The sequence below is a fragment of the Ruegeria sp. CDSA236 genome, from assembly GCF_059611285.1.
In genome coordinates this window covers 22,285-39,840 of the sequence record NZ_JBXWPG010000012.1, presented here as the reverse complement: position 1 = coordinate 39,840, position 17,556 = coordinate 22,285, and the positions used below count along the sequence as shown (strand labels likewise).

The window sequence follows — 17,556 nt, the reverse complement described above, 5'->3', positions numbered from 1 at the left end:
CGGCCCTCTCCCGCAGGAGTGTAGACATGGAAAAGTTTGACAAAGTCCACGGGGTGGCCGCCCCGATGCCATTGATCAATATCGACACCGATATGATCATTCCGAAAGTGCACCTGAAAACGATCAAACGATCCGGCCTTGGCGTCGTACTGTTTGACGAGATGCGCTATCATGATCACGGCGGTGAGAATGAAGAGTTCATTCTGAACAAACCCGCCTATCGGCAAACCGAGATTCTGGTGGCCGGCGACAATTTCGGCTGCGGCTCATCGCGCGAACACGCGCCCTGGGCGATCAAGGATTTCGGCATCAAGGTTGTGATCTCGACCAGCTTTGCCGACATCTTCTTCAACAACTGCTTCAAGAACGGCATCCTGCCCATCGTGGTCGAGGAAGAACATCATGCGGTTCTGATGGAAGACGCGCATAGAGGCGAAAACGCCCGCATGACCGTGCATCTGGAAGATCAGCAGATCACCACATCCGATGGTGTCGTGATCGAATTCGAGGTGGATTCTCATCGTAAGCACTGCCTGCTGAACGGTCTGGACGATATTGGCCTGACGATGGAAAAAGACCATCACATCGAGAAGTTCGAGGATCATGCGGGCCAGGCACGCCCCTGGGTGTGATTCTGGGAACGAATCTGTTGATACTCAACTTTATGGGGACGCCACGGCGTCCCCATTCGCCTTCTTGGGGTTCTGAACGGCGAAACCACTACATATAGGTCTCGACTTGAAACACACGTCGGATTTGCGTCAAAAATGATGCAATCCCGCACCAGTTGCGCCATCATTTTGCCCAAAATTGAGTGTTTTCTGCCACCTGGCTTGAGCGAAATGTCGCTTATCGCCAATGTCGGCGGGTACAGGCACCCACCATGGCAAAACATTGGTGAGAGATGACATCTGCTGCAACGGTAACGTGGCAGGCACAAGTTGGAATGAAGTCGGCAAAGAATCGGCTAATCCAGTTTGAAAGGGTTCGGATAGTGATTGCGCGCACAACAGGGGCGGCAATTCGGGGAATATTGGTTGCACTTTTAGTGCTGACACCCGCGTTGTACTTGCCCGTATCATCAACGAATGGGACCGAGATTGTCGTCTTTCTCGCCATTCTCGCGTTTTTCCTGACCTTCGCCGAATATAATTCGGCCTTCCCAAGCTTTATTGAATTTCGCGACGCACCACCAGTGAACCGCCTGCGCTTTGTTGGGCTGGTTTCGATGGTCGCTTTCCTGACGCTGATCTGCAAAAACGCCTATTCGCCGACGGAATTGACCTCAGGTTTTTATGTGATCGGGTTGGGCGTCGCCAATGTGGTCGATTTCCCCTATTCACCCGTGCGTCTGATCGTGTTGATGCTGCCTGTTAACGCAAGCGCGCCGCTGATCGAACTTGTTCGTATCGCTGCCAGTGTGGCCTATGTCGCAGCTATGGTCACAATCGCCAGTTTCTACTACGCGGTGAAAATACGTGGTTGGCCCACCGGAAACGGAGCCTTCAACGTCTGGACCAATCTGCCGCTGTTCGATCCGACCAAGGGTGGCGATGTCGTGACCCGTCTGCAGCGTGATGGACGGTTGAACATCTCGATCGGCGTCCTGCTGCCGTTTGTAATCCCGGCTCTGATCAAGATCCTGACCGATTATGTGAGCCCGATCTCGCTGAACAGCCCCCAGACGCTGATCTGGACGTTGAGCGCTTGGGCCTTTCTGCCTGCTAGCATGATCATGCGAGGAATGGCGACACTGCGCATTGCAAACCTGATTGTCGAAAAACGCCGCGCCTATTCTACGACTGAAACAACACAGACCGCATGATTCGTGTTTTTCTGCTGCTTTTGCTGCCATTCGCAGCACAGGCAGAGACGATACGCATAGCCACCTTCAACACCGAACTCAGCCGTAAAGGACCGGGCATTCTGCTGCGCGATATCCGGCGCGGGGATGCGCAGGTTCGTGCTGTGATGCGGGTGTTGTTGGAAACCCAACCCGATATCGTTGCCTTGCAGGGCATCGACTGGGATCTCAATGGCGAAACGCTGACCGCATTCGGTGAGGCGCTGCGCGACGAGGGGCTGGACTATCCCTATCGCTTTACCGCCAAGCCTAATTCAGGAATAGAAACCAGTCTGGATCTGGACGGGGACGGGCAGGCCAATGGACCAAGAGATTCCCAAGGCTATGGCGAGTTCACCGGTCAGGGCGGGCTGGCCATTCTGTCCCGGTTTCCCATAAGCCATGACGACATGCAGGATTTCTCGGGAGTACTGTGGCGCGACCTGCCGGGGGCTGATCTGCCGACGGTCGATGGCACACCATTTCCCTCTGAAGCCGCCCAGCGCATTCAGCGACTGTCCTCGGTGGCACATTGGATCGTACCAATCGAGTCCCCGATCGGCCACCTGAACCTGATGACATTTCACGCGACCCCGCCCGTTTTCGACGGACCCGAGGACCGGAACGGGTTGCGCAATCGTGACGAAATTCGCTTGTGGAACGCTGTGCTGGACGGTGCTCTGGGCCCTGCCCCACTCGGGCCTTTCGTGATTGCTGGGGATGCAAATCTGGACCCCACGCGCGGGGAAGGCCGGAAAGAGGCTATCCAGGGCTTGCTGGCAGACCCGCGGTTGCAGGATGCAAGGCCTGCCACCCCCTCGGGGGCATTGGCCACGGTTGAGTGGAAAGCCGTCGGAGAGATGCGGGTTGATTACGTTCTGCCCTCGGCAGATCTACGCGTTGTGGATGCAGGCATCTTTTGGCCCGACACGGGCGCAGACTTGCGCGCAATCGCCGAACAGGCCAGCCGGCACCGGCTTGTCTGGGTGGACCTGGGACATCGCTAACGCTGGTCAGGCCCGGGCAGTTCTGACCAAGGTCGCGTTTTGCTTGGCTGTTTTCGGGATCGCAGAAGCCATCGCCGCGTCCAAGTCGGTCGTCTGAAATCCAGGGATAAGGTCGTCAAAGAATGCGCCGTCCAAACTATGCGGCAGATCCCATAGATAGCGCATCTCAACCAGATGTGGCGCCAACTTCCAGAAAGGCCGCAGTGCCTGAATCGGCCACCATTTCATGGGGCTGACAGCTATTTCGGCACCGGTCACCCGCGACAAGGATTGCGCAATATCCCGGCCGGTCAGGGTAAACCCGGCATAAGGAACCTCGCAGAAACGGGGAAGGTCCTGGCGGATATCAGCCAACGCAACGGCCGCTCGGGTCAGGTCGGGCAGATAGGCCCAGGCGTGTGGGATATCCGGGCGACCGGGATAAACCATCTTGCCGCGTGCCAAAGGCTTGATCATGACCTGATCGAACCAGTTCCCCGAGGCGCAAGTGTCAATGAAATCACCTGCCCTGAGAAGAATCGTTCTTACCGAGGATTTTCGATAGGCTTCTTCCATCTCAACCCGGATCCTGCCCAGGGGATTATGCGCCGCATGCGGTGTTGCACCCGACCATGGCCCCGGCGTTTGCGCGCCAAAAACATAGACATTGCCGGGAAGGATCACAGTTGCACCGTGATCCGCTGCCGCATTGATCACGTCACGATGCAGTTCGGGGACTTGTCGCGCCCAGTCCGGATAGGCCGGATTCCAGGCATTGACGACAACATCCACCCCTTCGACAGATCGCTTCAGGTCCTGCGTCTTGCGATCAAAGCAGTGTACGGTCCAGCCCGCCTCGCGAAAAGCTATTGCGGCATTGCGTCCAAACCGACCCGTCGCACCCAGAATAAGGACTGTTCCCGTCATATAAGCCTCCTCTTGTCCATCTAATATGAGCCATTCAGTTCAATTCAGGAATTGCCGCCAAACGCAGAACGTGTATTCATTTTTGAATGGACAAATCTATCACCCACTCTGACTGGTCTCTGATCCAAAGCTTTCTGGCCGTAGCGGAAACCGGATCTTTGTCTGCCGCTGCCCGGCAGTTGAACCGCAGCCAGCCCACCCTGGGTCGCCAGATCCACGCACTTGAGGATGAGCTTGGCGTCTCGCTGTTTGACAGGCATGCGCGGGGCTTGAAGCTAAGCGAAGTCGGGGCGCAGCTTTTCCCGATGGCGCAACAGATGCACGTAGCCATGAACGCGTTCAGCCTGACGGCCGCAGGCCAGTCTCAGGAATTGGAGGGGTCGGTGCGCATCACCGCGTCGGTCTTTGCCTCTCATCACCTGCTGCCGCCGATTCTGGCCCAAATACGGGCAGCAGAACCCGCGATACAACTGGAACTGGTCGCCACCGATGCCACCGAGAACCTGCTCTACCGCGAGGCCGATATCGCAGTGCGGATGTTTCGGCCGGAACAGATGGACATCATCACGAAACATCTGGGGGAAATCAGACTGTGCTTTTGCGCAAGCCGGTCCTATCTGGATCGTGCCGGCCGCCCCAATTCTCCCGACGATCTGTTGAGTCATGACCTTGTCGGGTTTGATGCGAACGAGCAGATCATTATCGGCATGCGCGAAATGGGCTGGCCCGTGAACCGGGACAGCTTTGCCACACGCTGCGACTTTCAGACTGCCTATTGGGAACTGGTCCGCGCGGGCTGCGGTATCGGTTTTAGCGCCGTGAGAGTTGCCGAGGCCGACCCAGAGGTAGAGGTTTTGGACATAAACGTCGAAATCCCTGCGCTGCCGGTTTGGCTTGCCGCACCGCAGGCGATGCGGCAAACGACACGAATCCGACGAGTCTGGGATATGTTGGCCGAAGGGATAAAGGCCGATCTCTGACTGATTCACACTATCCGTGGCGTAGCAAGGGCACGGAAACCCGATTTCCCGTCCAGAACCTGCGTTTAGGCCGGTTCGTCTCATTGACCCGATGCGGCGCAGGCGCTAGGGCCTTTGCTGTCAAACGCAAGGAGATCCTTCATGTCCAACCCCTCGCTCCTCATCCTGCCCGGAGACGGAATTGGCCCCGAAGTCATGGCCGAAGTGCGCCGTATCATCGACTGGTTCGGTGCCAAGCGCGGCCTGGAATTCGACGTGAGCGAGGATCTGGTCGGCGGTGCCGCCTATGACGCCCATGGCAAACCGCTGTCGGACGAAACCATGGCCAAGGCGCAGGAGGCGGACGCAGTTCTGCTGGGTGCTGTTGGTGGACCCAAATACGACGATTTGGATTTCAGCCTCAAGCCCGAGCGCGGCTTGCTGCGGCTGCGCAAAGAAATGGACCTGTATTCGAACCTGCGCCCGGCACAATGCTTTGACGCGCTGGCGGATTTCTCGTCGCTGAAGAAAGACATCGTTGCCGGTCTGGATATCATGATCGTGCGCGAGCTGACCTCGGGCGTCTATTTCGGTGAGCCCCGCGGCATCTTCGAAGAAGGCAATGAACGCGTCGGCATCAACACCCAGCGCTATACCGAATCCGAGATCGAACGCGCCGCACGATCGGCTTTTGAGCTGGCGATGCGCCGGAACAAGAAACTGTGCTCGATGGAAAAGGCCAATGTCATGGAATCCGGCATTCTATGGCGCGAAGTCGTAAACCGGGTCGCTCAGGACTATCCCGAGGTCGAGCTGAGCCACATGTATGCCGACAATGGCGCGATGCAGCTGGTGCGTGCGCCCAAGCAGTTTGATGTGATCGTCACTGACAACCTGTTTGGTGACATCCTGTCGGACTGTGCCGCGATGCTGACCGGTTCACTGGGCATGCTGCCGTCCGCCTCCCTGGGCTCACCAATGGCCAATGGCCGCCCCAAGGCGATGTACGAGCCGGTCCACGGTTCCGCACCCGATATCGCCGGTCAGGGCAAGGCCAACCCCATCGCCTGTATCCTGAGCTTTGCCATGGCACTGCGCTACAGCTTCGATCAGGGGGCCGAGGCTGACCGACTGGAAGCCGCGATCGAAAAAGTCCTGGCCGATGGTGTCCGCACCGGCGACCTGCTGGCCGACGAAGGGGTCACGCCGGTATCCACCACGGAAATGGGCGACGCGATTCTGGCGGCGCTGGACGACAGCCTCTGATCAGAGGTCACAACCGAAAATAGAGGCGGCGCCAGATGCGCCGCCCATCTATAGCCGATGGCGTGGATCACTGGCACTTAGTCTGCTCGGGCTCTTGCCACGGACGACGTTAGTCTGCATTGAGCCCAAATTGACCAATGTTTTGCAATGCGGCGAACGGTAGTTATGGGCGCGCCTGGCGCTTCTTTCGGTCAGCCTTACGTTGTTCAATATGAATTGAAGATCTTCCATCAGCAATGAATGCGCTAAGACGCCGGTCAGTCCGTTCGTTGGCCGCTCCGGCTAGTCCCAGAACGGTGTGAACAGTTGCCGCTCCCGGCACCAGATCAAGTGCGACGTCCTGTGCCATGTCTACAATGGTCTCTTTGAGGCCGTCGGCTCCAACCGCCGCAGAAAGAGCCCCCGATGCAAATTCTGAAACTCGCTCATCTAACTCTTCAAGAATCTCCTCGACGGGTTGGTTATGTAGTTTGCTGGTTTCCTGGTTTGCCCAATTTCTAAAATCTGAAAGGAATTTACTTTCTCGCATAGGATCGATCACGGGATGATAAGGTCCTGACGCCCCTGTGATATCGTACATGCTTACTACATTCAGGGCATTTTCAGCGAGTTCAAATTTCTCGAATTGAGTTCTTGCTTGCAAGTATTCAAGCCCTTCCGGGAAAAGGAACTGATGTGTCAGATTATTCATCGCTAGGTCAAATTCTAGCTCATCGCATTGATCAATTAATTCAAGGTCTCTTAGCAGGTTTTCAGGTGTTGGATTTCCTGAGAAGCTGTGATTATCGACACCGCTATCTACGCCGTAGTATCCTTCAATGAACCCACCGTACCCTTCTGTATCCAAGTCGTTTATATTTGGAAATTCGATGCCCGTGCCCCAGTCAATTCGCGGCATATTTTCCACTAGCTTCGTTAGCTCAGGTTTTTCTTCGCTAAGAATCCGGCAGTAGGGTAGTTGGCGCATACTTGAGGGGCAAAGCCACTCTTCCGCGAACCAAATCTCGTCGTAGAGAAGCATTAAACCCATACTTCCCACGACCACCGGATTTGCTTGCTTTGGTCTCCCCTGTTCATCTTTTACGGCGGGAGACTGATAGTCATATCCAATCGGTGTGGAATATCCAACAAGTGCTCGACGCATAGCTTTTCCGAGTTCTAAGTTAACTTGAGCAGCGAGATTAGTTCATATCCAAGTAATTGATAACCCCACTCTTTCGTATTGGGATTATCGAAAGGTTGCGCTGGATAAAGCGGTCCCACGACGCATTTCTAGCCGCTCCTGTTCGAAAGCAGGCATTAGCGCAGCTGCAACGAATTGGCGCTTTGTCCGCATATCGGAAGTTGCAATGTTGGCAGCGGCAGAGCAGTTCAGAGATGGAATTCACGTTGATACGGATGCGAATCGGGCATTCTGCACCATGTGCTGTCATTGGCTGACCCTGCGCGCCGACTTTTCCTTGCCTACATCAGTTGCCAAAGAGGTTGTTCAGCAGGTTGTTGATCGCATTTTCGAACCCATTGCCCTGATTGCGGCGCTGACGCCTGGGCTGCTCTTGCCGGACGGGCGGATCGGGGGCCAGCATTGGCAGCGGTGTGGGCGTCATCCCCTCGGTCACGCGCACCATCGTCTCTTTCCAAATCTCCGCAGGTAGCCCGCCGCCGGTCACGCCGGACAGGGGGGTGTTGTCGTCATAACCCATCCAGACTCCGGTCACATAATCGGCCGTGAACCCGATGAACCAGGCATCCCGCGCTGCCTGCGTGGTGCCGGTCTTACCTGCCACCTGCCAGCCGGGCAGTTTCGCGCGCCCGCCCGTGCCTTCGGACACGACACGTTCCATCATCCAGGTCAGTTGCTTGGCTGCCTTATCGTTGATCACCCGCTCACCGATGCCGGTGCTCGTCGCCATCAGAGGAGCGTCGTCTCCCAGCAGCTTCAGCTCGGTCAACCCATAGGGCTCAACCGCTGAGCCACCATTCAGGATACCGGCATAGGCCCCGGTCATCTCAATCAGAGTGCTTTCCGATGCGCCCAGCGCCAGCGCGGGTCCCTCGGCCAGATTGCTTTCAATGCCAAACTCACTGGCGACGGTACGGACATTTTCCAGACCGGCAACCTCGGCCACTTTCACGGCCGGGATGTTCAACGAGTTCTTGAGGGCATCAGCAAGCGTGACGCGACCATAATGCTTGTTGGTGTAGTTCTTGGGGCACCATTGCCCCGAACCGGCGATATTTATGCAATAGGGCTCGTCCATCACAGTATCCAGAGGCGAATAGCCCAGTTCCAACGCGGTGGCATAGACGAAGGGTTTGAAGGATGACCCTGTTTGCCTCAGCGCCTGTGTGGCCCGGTTGAAGGCGCCCGATACGCGGGTCTTACGCCCGCCGACCATCGCCCGCACGGCACCATCTGCCGACATCACCACGATGGCAGCTTGCGCCTTGGATCCTTCGCGCACCTTTTCCTTGAAGATATATTGCAATGCCTCTTCTGCGGATTTCTGCAGGCGCTGGTCCAGCGTGGTTCGGATCACCACATCATCGGTGGTGTCGGACCCAAAAAAGCTGGGCAGTTCCGTGATGACCCAATCGGCAAAATACCCACCGGCGCGTGCAGCCGCAGCCTCGGACAGTTGCGCCGGGCTGCTGCGGGCACCGCTGGCCTGAGCAGTGGTCAGATAGCCCTGCGCCTCCATCAGCCCAATCACCAACTGCGCCCTATCCTGCGAGCGTTGCAGGTTATTTGTCGGCGCATAGCGCGTCGGCGCCACCAGCAGACCGGCCAGCATCGCCGCCTGCGAGGGGCTGACCTCGGCTGCAGAGATTCCGAAATAGCGCTGGCTTGCGGCCTCAAATCCGCGTGCGCCAGATCCCAGGAAGGCGCGGTTCAGATAGATGGTCAGGATTTCATCCTTGGAGTATTTGACCTCCATCGCCATCGCATAGACAGCCTCTTTGCCCTTGCGCCACAGGGATCCCTGACGACAATCGGATTCATAGGCGGCCTCGGATTCCCATTCGCTGGGCACGTAAGGCACACCCAGACACAACAGCTTGGCCGTCTGCTGGGTGATCGTTGACCCGCCATGGCCAGACAAAGGCCCGCGCCCTTCGCGCAGGTTGATACGCACAGCGCTAGCGACACCCCGAGGACTGACGCCGAAATGGCGGTAGAATCGCTTGTCCTCGGTGGCGACCACTGCATTTTTCAGATACGGAGAAACCGTGTCCGCGGTGATTACCCCGCCGAACTGATCCCCACGCCAGGCAAAGACTTTGCCATCCCGATCCAACAACGTGACCGACCCGCGCGCGCGCCCGTCTAGCAAAGCATCGACATCAGGCAAAGAGGTATAGACAACCCCGACAGCCAGCGCCAGCAACAGAGCGGCCACAGCGCCCACGCGCCAGCTTACCCCCCAGATCAGGCGCCAGACCCAGCGAAACAACCGGCGAAAAAAGCCACCACCACCGCCGGATTTCCGGCGTGTCTTTCTCCGTGTGCTTTTGCGGGTTGTCGTTTTGCGCGCCGCAGCCTTTTTGCCTGCGGGTTTCGCAGTGCGTTTGGTCGCCGTGGGTTTTCGCCCCTTCGACGCGTATCTTTTGTCCGCCACAAGCGGTGCCTTGCGGCGCCTGGACTCAGTCATGCTCAAACTCTGCCCGGTTATCGTTTTGAGGCACCATACCCTGCTATACCGATGAAGTAGAGGTCTGAATTTCCGGAATACACGCTCTCAAACGAGCCTATAATTTAGTCGATATGCAGAATCTGTGCAAAAATTGTGCACTCATTCACCAATTCCTCCCGAATTTGACCACTGAACCGTTCCTTACACAGCTTCGGCACGCTCTTTTTCTGCAGGTGCAAACACGCCGGACAGACCGGGGAAGCAGAGGGGAACAGCGTGAAACTGATTATTGCAACAATCAAACCGTTCAAGCTCGAGGAGGTGCGCGAGGCACTGACCGACGCGGGCATACGCGGCATGATGGTAACCGAGATCAAGGGCTTCGGCTCGCAATCGGGGCACACGGAAATCTATCGCGGCGCCGAATACGCGGTGAACTTTGTACCCAAGATCAAGCTTGAGATCGTGGTGCCCGCCACGATGGCCGACCAGATCGTAGAAACCATCACCAAATCCGCCAAGACCGGCAAGATCGGCGACGGCAAGATTTTCGTCCTCGACGTTGAGCAGGCCCTGCGCGTGCGGACCGGGGAAACGAACGAAGAGGCGCTGTAAGCGCGCCCACTCAACACTATTCGAGGACTGACAATGAACCTGATGAAATCTCTCATCCCTGCCGCCGCGATCGTCGCGCTGCCGCAGATCGGCCTAGCGCAGGAGGCCGCCACCGGCGAAGCCGCGCTGCACACACAATACATCTTCACCACGCTGCTGTTTCTGATGGCAGGGTTCCTGGTTTTCTTCATGGCCGCCGGCTTTGCCATGCTCGAAGGCGGGCTGGTGCGGTCGAAAAACGTGGCCATGCAGATGATCAAGAACGTGGCGCTGTTTTCCTTTGCCGCGATCATGTACTGGCTGATCGGCTTCAACCTGATGTACCCCGGCGACGGCTGGACCATCGCGGGGTGGGTTGGACCGTTCTTCAAAACCACAGTCCTGGATCCGGTGGGCGTGGGTGCTGACGCCGCGGCATTGGATTATGCTTCGGTTGGTTCGGACTTCTTCTTCCAGCTGGTGTTTGTGGCCGCAACTGCGTCGATCGTATCGGGTGCTGTAGCTGAACGTATCAAGCTGTGGCCCTTCCTGGTTTTCGTGATTGTTCTGACCGGCGTCATGTACCCGATCTCTGGCTCGTGGCAGTGGGGCGGTGGCTGGTTGTCCGAGGCTGGTTTCTCGGATTTTGCTGGCTCGACCATCGTGCATTCAGTTGGCGGCTGGGCGGCTCTAGCAGGTGCCCTGATCCTGGGTCCGCGGATTGGCAAGTACAAAGACGGCAAGGTTCATCCGATGCCCGGTTCGAACCTAGCGCTGGCCACTTTGGGGACATTCATCCTGTGGCTGGGATGGTTCGGCTTCAACGGCGGCTCGCAGCTGGCGATGGGAACCGTGGGTGACGTATCCGACGTGTCGCGCATCTTTGCTAACACCAACATGGCCGCAGCGGCAGGCGCAGTGGCGGCCCTGATCCTGACACAGCTGCTGTACAAAAAGCCTGATCTGACCATGGTGCTGAACGGCGCGCTGGCCGGCCTGGTGTCGATCACTGCGGAACCGCTGGCCCCGACGCTGTTCGGCGCGCTGTGGATCGGTGCCGTAGGCGGTATCATCGTGGTCTTTGCGGTCCCGATGCTGGACAAGTTCAAGATCGATGACGTGGTCGGTGCCATCCCGGTTCACCTGTTCGCCGGGATCTGGGGCACCATCGCCGTGATCTTTTACGGCGAAGCCAGCCTGGGTACGCAGCTGCTGGGTATCCTCGCCTACGGTCTGTTCACCTTTGTCGGCGCTTTGATCCTGTGGTCGATCCTGAAGGCCACCGTCGGCATTCGAGTCAGCGAAGAGGATGAGATCAACGGCCTGGACATGGCGGAACTGGGCATGGAAGCGTACCCGGAGTTCTCCAAGGGCTAATATCCAACCCAATCCAACAAAAAACCCGGGCGGTGTCGCCCGGGTTTCTTTTTTTTCCGCAGATTTAAACTCCGACGTCGATAATCGCTTTGGCCAGAATCGGAACCGTGTTGGCATTCAGCCCGGCAATGTTCAGACGGCTGTCGCCGACCATGTAGATGCCGTGATCAGCGCGCAGTTGTTCCACCAGTTCCGGTGCCGCGCCCAAGCGCGAGAACATGCCGCGATGCTGGGCGACAAAGCCGAACCGGTCGGAGCCGCTGTGGCGTTGCAGCTCATCGGCCAGTTGCTGGCGCAGCCCCAGCATGGACAAGCGGATCTCTTCCAGCTCGGCCTCCCAGTCGGCCCGCAGGACGGGGTCGGTCAGGATCGTGGTGACCACGCGCGCGCCGTGGTCGGGCGGGAATGAATAGTTCTGGCGGTTCAGAAAGGCCAGCGTGCTCTGGTTCAACGCGGTCTGTCCCGCATCTGCGCTGATTGCCATCAATAGGCCCGTGCGTTCACGGTAGACGCCGAAATTCTTGGAACACGACGCCGCGATCAGGCATTCCTTGACCGAAGAAGCAACAAGGCGGGTCGCCTGCGCATCCTCTTCCAGACCGTCGCCAAAACCCTGATAGGCAATGTCGATCATCGCCACGAGGCCAAGCTCGTTGATGATGTTCACCACTTCCTGCCACTGCACCAGGTTCAGGTTGGCCCCGGTCGGGTTGTGGCAACAGCCGTGCAACAACACCACGTCGCCCGACTTGGCGGTTTTCAGATCGGCAATCATGCCGTCGAAATCGACGCCACGAGTCTCGCCATCGAAATAGCGGTATGGAACCGCTTCCATCCCCAGATAATTCAGGATCGACAGATGGTTCGGCCAGGTCGGGTTCGAGACGAACACGCGGGCCGAAGGGTTGGCCATGCGGATCATCTCAAACGCTTGACGGCATGCGCCAGTGCCGCCGGGCGTAGCCACAGCGGCAATGTTGCCACGCGGCACCGATGTGCGCAGGATCAGGTCAATCATCGCATCCGCATAGGCCGGATCACCAGCCAGACCGGTATAGGCCTTGCTTTCCTGCTCTTCCAGAATGCGCTTTTCGGCGGCCTTGACCGCGCGCATCACTGGCGTGATGCCTTCGGCATTCTTGTAGACGCCAACACCCAGGTCGATCTTCTGATCGCGCGGGTCTTCGCGGTACATCTGCATCAGCGCTAGAATCTTGTCGGCAGGTTGCGGTTTGAGATGTTCAAACATCAGGTCTCTCCGGTTGCGACGGGCAGGGTCGGGAAGGCACCCCATTCAGCCCAGGAGCCGTCATAAAGCGAGTGGTCTTTCTTGCCCATGCGCTCGAGCGCAAGGCTGAGAATCGCGGCAGTCACACCCGACCCGCATGAGGTAATCGCCGGTTTCGACAGGTCGACGCCAGCGGCCTCGAAAATGGCGCGGCATTCCTCGGGCGATTTCATCGTGTAATTCTTGTTCAGCAAGGTGCCGAAGGGGACGTTTCGTGATCCGGGAATACGACCAGACCGCAGCCCTTCGCGCGGCTCGGGATCGGTACCCGCGAAGCGGCCAGCTGCGCGTGCGTCAATGATCTCGTGATCCCCCAGCTTGGCGGCGGCAGATACTTGCGTGACATCACGCACCAGATGGTTCTGAACCCGCACGGTCATGTGGCGGTCGCGGATAACAGGCGGCAGGTCTTCAACCTCTCGCCCCTCGGCAAGCCATTTCGGCAAGCCACCGTCCAGCACGGCAATGTTGTCCTGCCCCATCAGGCGGAACATCCACCAGACCCGCGCGGCCGAGGACAGCCCCGAGCCGTCATAGACCACCACCTGATGGCCATCCCCCACGCCCATCGCCCGCAGGCGCGACATGAATTTCTCGACCGGAGGCACCATATGCGGCAGGTCCGACCGATGATCGGCAATATCATCAATGTCAAAGAATCTCGCGCCGGGGATATGGGTCGCGTCATATTCCGCTTTGGCGTCGCGTCCGTGTTGCGGCAGATACCATGATCCGTCCAGAACCCGCAGGTCCGGATCCTTGAGATGGGCCGCAAGCCATTCGGTTGAAACGAGGGTTTTGGGATCGTCCTGCATCAATGCCTCCCCTATGCGCGCTTGGTTTGTCCCTATACGCGCGCGCATGTCTGTTCAAGTCTGGATGGGGGCCTGTATCGCTAACGTGCCCGCCTGAGGCGGAAAAACTGGGCGATCCCGATCAGACTGATCAAAATCCAGAAGGATTCGATCAGCATCGAGGCCAGATTGAAGTTCTCAAGCAGTGAATAGACGATCAGAACCGACCCCAACAGGTTCACCACCGGAAAGGCCAGATCGTCGGAATTCATCATCCGCATCTGGGTAGCGAAATAGGCGGCAACCACGATCAGCGCCCCGATCGATCCGACGCTGTCGGCGATGGTCAAAGTGTCAAGAAACGCAGTCATGATCAGCCCTTGCCGTTTTCAGGAAACTCGCTGTGTTGCCCATAATGGTGCATGTTCAAAAACGCAGCCCCCTGCGCGCCCGCACGATAGCCATGCGGTAGATCGGCGGCAAAACGCAGCCCCTGTCCAGCATTTAGCGGCACCCAGGCCTCACCACGCAGAATTTCAAGCGTACCGGAAAGGACAAAGACCTCTTCGGTCACGCCCGCCGCATGCGCGGGCGACTCGTGGCATTGGTTTGGGGTCAGACTGACGTGAAAGGTTTCGGCCCCTAGCGCGGAATCAAACGGAAAGACGATCTTGACCTCGATGCTGCCCGGAAAAGTCACGGTCTGAAAAACAGAGGGGTCCCCATTCGCGGTTTCAATCAGCGCGCTCAGCGGCAGTTGGAACCCCTTGGCGATCTTCCACAAAGTGGCGATGGTTGGGCTGGATTCGCCACGCTCGATCTGCCCCAGCATGGCTTTGCTGACGCCTGTCATCTCGGCGACTTTGGACAGGCTCAGCCCAGATGCGGCCCGCATGTCCCGTAATTTCAGCGTGATCTCGTCCGGTGCCATGATGATGTCTTTCGAATCCTCTTGTGCGTTATAGCGCACATGTGGTACGTGCGCTATAACGCACAAACCCCAAGACATGCAACCCGAGGCAATAGGGAAACAGCATCATGCCTTTGTACCGATCCAGAACCTCAACCCATGGCCGCAACATGGCCGGTGCCCGCGGCCTGTGGCGCGCGACTGGCATGGGCGACGACGATTTCGGCAAGCCGATCATCGCCATCGTCAACTCGTTCACCCAGTTCGTGCCGGGCCACGTGCACCTAAAGGATCTGGGCCAGATGGTCGCCCGCGAGGTCGAAGCCGCAGGCGGTGTTGCCAAGGAATTCAACACAATCGCGGTGGATGACGGTATCGCCATGGGACATGACGGGATGCTGTATTCGCTGCCCTCGCGTGAGGTAATCGCGGATTCTGTTGAATATATGGTCAACGCGCACTGTGCTGATGCGATGGTCTGCATCTCGAACTGTGACAAGATCACGCCCGGCATGCTGATGGCCGCGATGCGCCTGAACATCCCCGCCATTTTCGTCTCGGGTGGGCCAATGGAGGCGGGCAAGATCGACATCGCCGATCTGGACGCCAAAAAGATCGACCTCGTGGACGCTATGGTGGCCGCCGCTGACGACAAGTTCACCGATGAGCAGGTTCAGCATATCGAGGAAAACGCCTGCCCGACTTGCGGGTCGTGCTCGGGCATGTTCACCGCCAACTCGATGAACTGTCTGGCCGAGGCGCTGGGTCTGGCGCTGCCGGGCAACGGCTCGACTCTGGCCACACATGCGGACCGCAAAGAGCTGTTCCTTGAAGCCGGTCGCCGGATCGTCGAGATCACCAAACGGCACTATGATCTGGACGAGAAAGGCTTCCTCCCGCGCGAAATCGCCACGTTCGATGCGTTCGAAAACGCAATGAGCCTGGATATCGCCATGGGCGGATCGACCAACACGGTGCTGCATCTGCTGGCCATCGCGCATGAGGGCGAGGTGGATTTCACCATGACCGACATGGACCGTCTCAGCCGTCAGGTGCCCTGCCTGTGTAAGGTCGCACCCAATACCGAGAATGTGCATATGGAAGACGTCCACCGCGCCGGCGGCATCTTCTCAATTCTCGGGGAACTCAGCCGCGCCGGGCTGCTGCACGAGGATTGCAGCACGGTCCATTCCGGCACGATGGGTGAGGCGATTGCCAATTGGGACATCAAGGTGGCCAACAACCCCAAGGCGCAAGACTTGTTCAAGGCCGCGCCGGGCGGTGTGCGCACCACGCAGGCCTTCAGCCAGTCGAACCGGTACAAAGAGCTGGACACCGACCGCGAAGGCGGCGTGATCCGGTCGAAAGAACATGCGTTCAGCCAGGATGGCGGTCTGGCGGTTCTGTTCGGCAATATTGCCCGCGACGGCTGTATCGTGAAAACAGCCGGTGTCGATCCGGCCAGCCTGACCTTCACCGGGTCGGCCTATGTCTGCGAAAGCCAGGATCAGGCGGTGAACGACATTCTGACCAGCAAGGTCAAAGAGGGCGACGTGGTGGTCATCCGCTATGAAGGCCCGCGCGGCGGTCCGGGGATGCAGGAAATGCTGTACCCGACGTCTTACCTGAAATCCAAAGGTCTGGGAAAAGCCTGTGCTTTGCTGACGGATGGACGGTTCTCGGGTGGAACCTCCGGCCTGTCGATCGGCCATGTCTCACCCGAGGCGGCCGAAGGTGGCGAGATCGGACTGGTGCGCCAGGGTGACCGGATTGAGATCGACATCCCCAACCGCTCGATCCATCTGGCAGTCTCAGATGAAGTGCTTGCCGAACGACGCCAGGAACAGGATGCAAAAGGCTGGATACCGGCAGCGCCCCGCAAGCGCAAAGTCTCAACCGCGCTCAAAGCCTATGCCAAACTGACAACCAGCGCGGCAAAAGGGGCCGTGCGGGAGGTCTAAGACATAAGGGCCGGACACCAAATCAAGTGATCCGGTCCAATCAATTCCCAAAGCGCTCCCGCGCCTTCTGGCGCTATCGGCTTTGGTCTTGGGCCTGGCGCGGCGCCAGGCCCAACCAGAGGAGATGTTTCGCAAGATACATTGCCGATGGGCGGGGAAGGTGATTTCCAGCTCAATCCCCAAGCTTGGCGTGGACTTCATCCAGATCAATCTCGGCGATCGGCATCTTGTTGGCCGGATCTTCAAAATCGTATTTGAACAGATCGAAATCTTGTTTGTAGATCTCGTAGACAAGATGCATCGACAGGTCGTCGAAATAGTCCTCGACAGGATGCTTTCGTTTGGGTCCGTGGCCTTCGGATTCGTTGAACCGCGGGATTTCGGACAGGGCCACCTTGTGTGGCGTGTCCAGGCTGCTCAGAACACCTTGCATCCCATCGTTGAACTTCTCGGTCCAGAAGATGCGATCATATCGTCCGCCATTTGCAATAAAGGTCGACACATGGCCAGACATGGCGGACCAGTGGATATCCGGGTCCATGGGCCTGCGCCACCTGATCGTGTCACGAGCAAATAACAGGAATCTGCGGAAACTGGCGACCTGGTCGAAATCACCCTGACCGTCCTCTCCGCCAACCTCGATGCCGTAATTGTAGATCAGCGTCGGCACCAGATTGCCGCGATACCGTTTGCCGTTGCGCTGAATTCCACAGATCTTGTCAAAGAACGAACTGAGAATTCGCGTGTACGGGTTCCGCACGCAGGTGAAAGAAAAGGAGTTATGATTTCGGACATTTGTCGAAATCGGCTCCTGGCTGGGACCGAACGCCCATTTATGCATCCCGTCCTTGGCATCGTGGATATCGCCGTCAAAAAACCGGCCATGATCCGAAAAATACATGATTTGCCCGATGGTTGAGCATGCACATTTCGGGACAACACGGTAAACCATGCTCTCGCTCTCGGTCATCCATGTACCGGGAAAACCCATTTTCTGCGCCTCCTCAACAGGTCGT

The 17,556-nt window shown here is 57.9% G+C and carries 16 protein-coding genes; 8 read left to right on the top strand and 8 right to left on the bottom strand.

Annotation, left to right across the window (positions count from 1 at the left end; genetic code table 11):
* The first annotated feature begins 26 nt into the window (after positions 1–26).
* The 3 genes from leuD to AC2FLB_RS16970 all read left to right on the top strand — a co-directional run bounded on the left by leuD (position 27) and on the right by AC2FLB_RS16970 (position 2,850).
* On the top strand, positions 27–632 hold the full coding sequence (gene leuD / locus AC2FLB_RS16980) for a 3-isopropylmalate dehydratase small subunit (protein ID WP_142638386.1): 606 nt from the start codon (positions 27–29) through the stop codon (positions 630–632).
* A 362-nt stretch (positions 633–994) separates the two neighbouring features.
* Positions 995–1,825 carry a hypothetical protein gene (locus tag AC2FLB_RS16975; protein WP_496692682.1) on the top strand — a complete coding sequence of 277 codons (831 nt, stop codon included), beginning with the start codon at positions 995–997 and terminating at the stop codon, positions 1,823–1,825.
* Complete coding sequence (locus tag AC2FLB_RS16970) at positions 1,822–2,850, top strand: endonuclease/exonuclease/phosphatase family protein (RefSeq protein ID WP_496709716.1); 1,029 nt, start codon at positions 1,822–1,824, stop codon at positions 2,848–2,850. The genes AC2FLB_RS16975 and AC2FLB_RS16970 overlap by 4 nt, the downstream gene beginning before the upstream one ends.
* A gap of 6 nt (positions 2,851–2,856) precedes the next feature.
* On the opposite strand, the gene AC2FLB_RS16965 is transcribed toward AC2FLB_RS16970, so the two are convergent.
* Positions 2,857–3,756, bottom strand: a complete 900-nt coding sequence (locus tag AC2FLB_RS16965; RefSeq protein WP_496709715.1) for a sugar nucleotide-binding protein — start codon at positions 3,754–3,756, stop codon at positions 2,857–2,859.
* 86 nt (positions 3,757–3,842) lie between these two features.
* Here AC2FLB_RS16965 and AC2FLB_RS16960 point away from each other — a divergent pair, with 86 nt between their 5' ends.
* Together AC2FLB_RS16960 and leuB are read left to right on the top strand one after the other, a co-directional pair.
* Entirely contained in the window at positions 3,843–4,736 is an 894-nt protein-coding gene (locus tag AC2FLB_RS16960) for a LysR family transcriptional regulator (RefSeq protein WP_142638394.1), read from the top strand.
* Positions 4,737–4,877: 141 nt separating this feature from the next.
* The gene (gene leuB / locus AC2FLB_RS16955) at positions 4,878–5,981 is read left to right on the top strand and encodes a 3-isopropylmalate dehydrogenase (RefSeq protein ID WP_142638396.1); all 1,104 of its coding nucleotides are present in this window, start codon (positions 4,878–4,880) and stop codon (positions 5,979–5,981) included.
* A 163-nt stretch (positions 5,982–6,144) separates the two neighbouring features.
* On the opposite strand, the gene AC2FLB_RS16950 is transcribed toward leuB, so the two are convergent.
* Together AC2FLB_RS16950 and AC2FLB_RS16945 are read right to left on the bottom strand one after the other, a co-directional pair.
* Positions 6,145–7,125: a hypothetical protein gene (locus tag AC2FLB_RS16950; RefSeq protein WP_496709714.1), complete on the bottom strand. Its 981-nt coding sequence runs from the start codon at positions 7,123–7,125 to the stop codon at positions 6,145–6,147.
* Positions 7,126–7,450: 325 nt separating this feature from the next.
* Positions 7,451–9,634, bottom strand: coding sequence for a transglycosylase domain-containing protein (locus AC2FLB_RS16945; protein ID WP_496709713.1), 2,184 nt, complete (start codon positions 9,632–9,634; stop codon positions 7,451–7,453).
* Positions 9,635–9,892: 258 nt separating this feature from the next.
* Here AC2FLB_RS16945 and AC2FLB_RS16940 point away from each other — a divergent pair, with 258 nt between their 5' ends.
* On the top strand, positions 9,893–10,231 hold the full coding sequence (locus tag AC2FLB_RS16940; RefSeq protein ID WP_142638403.1) for a P-II family nitrogen regulator: 339 nt from the start codon (positions 9,893–9,895) through the stop codon (positions 10,229–10,231).
* Between the two features lie 33 nt (positions 10,232–10,264).
* Positions 10,265–11,587: an ammonium transporter gene (locus AC2FLB_RS16935; RefSeq protein WP_281973849.1), complete on the top strand. Its 1,323-nt coding sequence runs from the start codon at positions 10,265–10,267 to the stop codon at positions 11,585–11,587.
* A gap of 64 nt (positions 11,588–11,651) precedes the next feature.
* Here AC2FLB_RS16935 and AC2FLB_RS16930 read toward each other — a convergent pair whose 3' ends face one another.
* The 4 genes from AC2FLB_RS16930 to AC2FLB_RS16915 all read right to left on the bottom strand — a co-directional run bounded on the left by AC2FLB_RS16930 (position 11,652) and on the right by AC2FLB_RS16915 (position 14,600).
* Positions 11,652–12,836, bottom strand: coding sequence for an amino acid aminotransferase (locus tag AC2FLB_RS16930; protein WP_496709712.1), 1,185 nt, complete (start codon positions 12,834–12,836; stop codon positions 11,652–11,654).
* Positions 12,836–13,690: a 3-mercaptopyruvate sulfurtransferase gene (sseA, locus tag AC2FLB_RS16925; protein WP_496709711.1), complete on the bottom strand. Its 855-nt coding sequence runs from the start codon at positions 13,688–13,690 to the stop codon at positions 12,836–12,838. Before sseA ends, AC2FLB_RS16930 begins: the two co-directional genes overlap by 1 nt.
* Before the next feature lie 80 nt (positions 13,691–13,770).
* Complete coding sequence (locus AC2FLB_RS16920) at positions 13,771–14,040, bottom strand: CBU_0592 family membrane protein (RefSeq protein WP_496692676.1); 270 nt, start codon at positions 14,038–14,040, stop codon at positions 13,771–13,773.
* Between the two features lie 2 nt (positions 14,041–14,042).
* Positions 14,043–14,600 carry a helix-turn-helix domain-containing protein gene (locus AC2FLB_RS16915; RefSeq protein ID WP_142638464.1) on the bottom strand — a complete coding sequence of 186 codons (558 nt, stop codon included), beginning with the start codon at positions 14,598–14,600 and terminating at the stop codon, positions 14,043–14,045.
* A 107-nt stretch (positions 14,601–14,707) separates the two neighbouring features.
* Between AC2FLB_RS16915 and ilvD the strand changes: the two genes are divergently transcribed.
* On the top strand, positions 14,708–16,540 hold the full coding sequence (ilvD, locus tag AC2FLB_RS16910; protein WP_496692675.1) for a dihydroxy-acid dehydratase: 1,833 nt from the start codon (positions 14,708–14,710) through the stop codon (positions 16,538–16,540).
* A 172-nt stretch (positions 16,541–16,712) separates the two neighbouring features.
* Here ilvD and AC2FLB_RS16905 read toward each other — a convergent pair whose 3' ends face one another.
* On the bottom strand, positions 16,713–17,531 hold the full coding sequence (locus AC2FLB_RS16905; RefSeq protein ID WP_496709710.1) for a sulfotransferase family protein: 819 nt from the start codon (positions 17,529–17,531) through the stop codon (positions 16,713–16,715).
* Positions 17,532–17,556 lie beyond the last annotated feature (25 nt).

Coding starts and splice junctions, on each gene's coding strand:
- AC2FLB_RS16965 (WP_496709715.1), bottom strand. CDS start 3,756: ATGACGGGAACAGTCCTTATTCTGGGTGCGACGGGTCGGTTTGGACGC.
- AC2FLB_RS16935 (WP_281973849.1), top strand. CDS start 10,265: ATGAACCTGATGAAATCTCTCATCCCTGCCGCCGCGATCGTCGCGCTG.
- leuD (WP_142638386.1), top strand. CDS start 27: ATGGAAAAGTTTGACAAAGTCCACGGGGTGGCCGCCCCGATGCCATTG.
- AC2FLB_RS16960 (WP_142638394.1), top strand. CDS start 3,843: ATGGACAAATCTATCACCCACTCTGACTGGTCTCTGATCCAAAGCTTT.
- ilvD (WP_496692675.1), top strand. CDS start 14,708: ATGCCTTTGTACCGATCCAGAACCTCAACCCATGGCCGCAACATGGCC.
- AC2FLB_RS16945 (WP_496709713.1), bottom strand. CDS start 9,634: ATGACTGAGTCCAGGCGCCGCAAGGCACCGCTTGTGGCGGACAAAAGA.
- AC2FLB_RS16970 (WP_496709716.1), top strand. CDS start 1,822: ATGATTCGTGTTTTTCTGCTGCTTTTGCTGCCATTCGCAGCACAGGCA.
- leuB (WP_142638396.1), top strand. CDS start 4,878: ATGTCCAACCCCTCGCTCCTCATCCTGCCCGGAGACGGAATTGGCCCC.
- AC2FLB_RS16905 (WP_496709710.1), bottom strand. CDS start 17,531: ATGGGTTTTCCCGGTACATGGATGACCGAGAGCGAGAGCATGGTTTAC.
- AC2FLB_RS16950 (WP_496709714.1), bottom strand. CDS start 7,125: ATGCGTCGAGCACTTGTTGGATATTCCACACCGATTGGATATGACTAT.
- AC2FLB_RS16915 (WP_142638464.1), bottom strand. CDS start 14,600: ATGGCACCGGACGAGATCACGCTGAAATTACGGGACATGCGGGCCGCA.
- AC2FLB_RS16930 (WP_496709712.1), bottom strand. CDS start 12,836: ATGTTTGAACATCTCAAACCGCAACCTGCCGACAAGATTCTAGCGCTG.
- sseA (WP_496709711.1), bottom strand. CDS start 13,690: ATGCAGGACGATCCCAAAACCCTCGTTTCAACCGAATGGCTTGCGGCC.
- AC2FLB_RS16920 (WP_496692676.1), bottom strand. CDS start 14,040: ATGACTGCGTTTCTTGACACTTTGACCATCGCCGACAGCGTCGGATCG.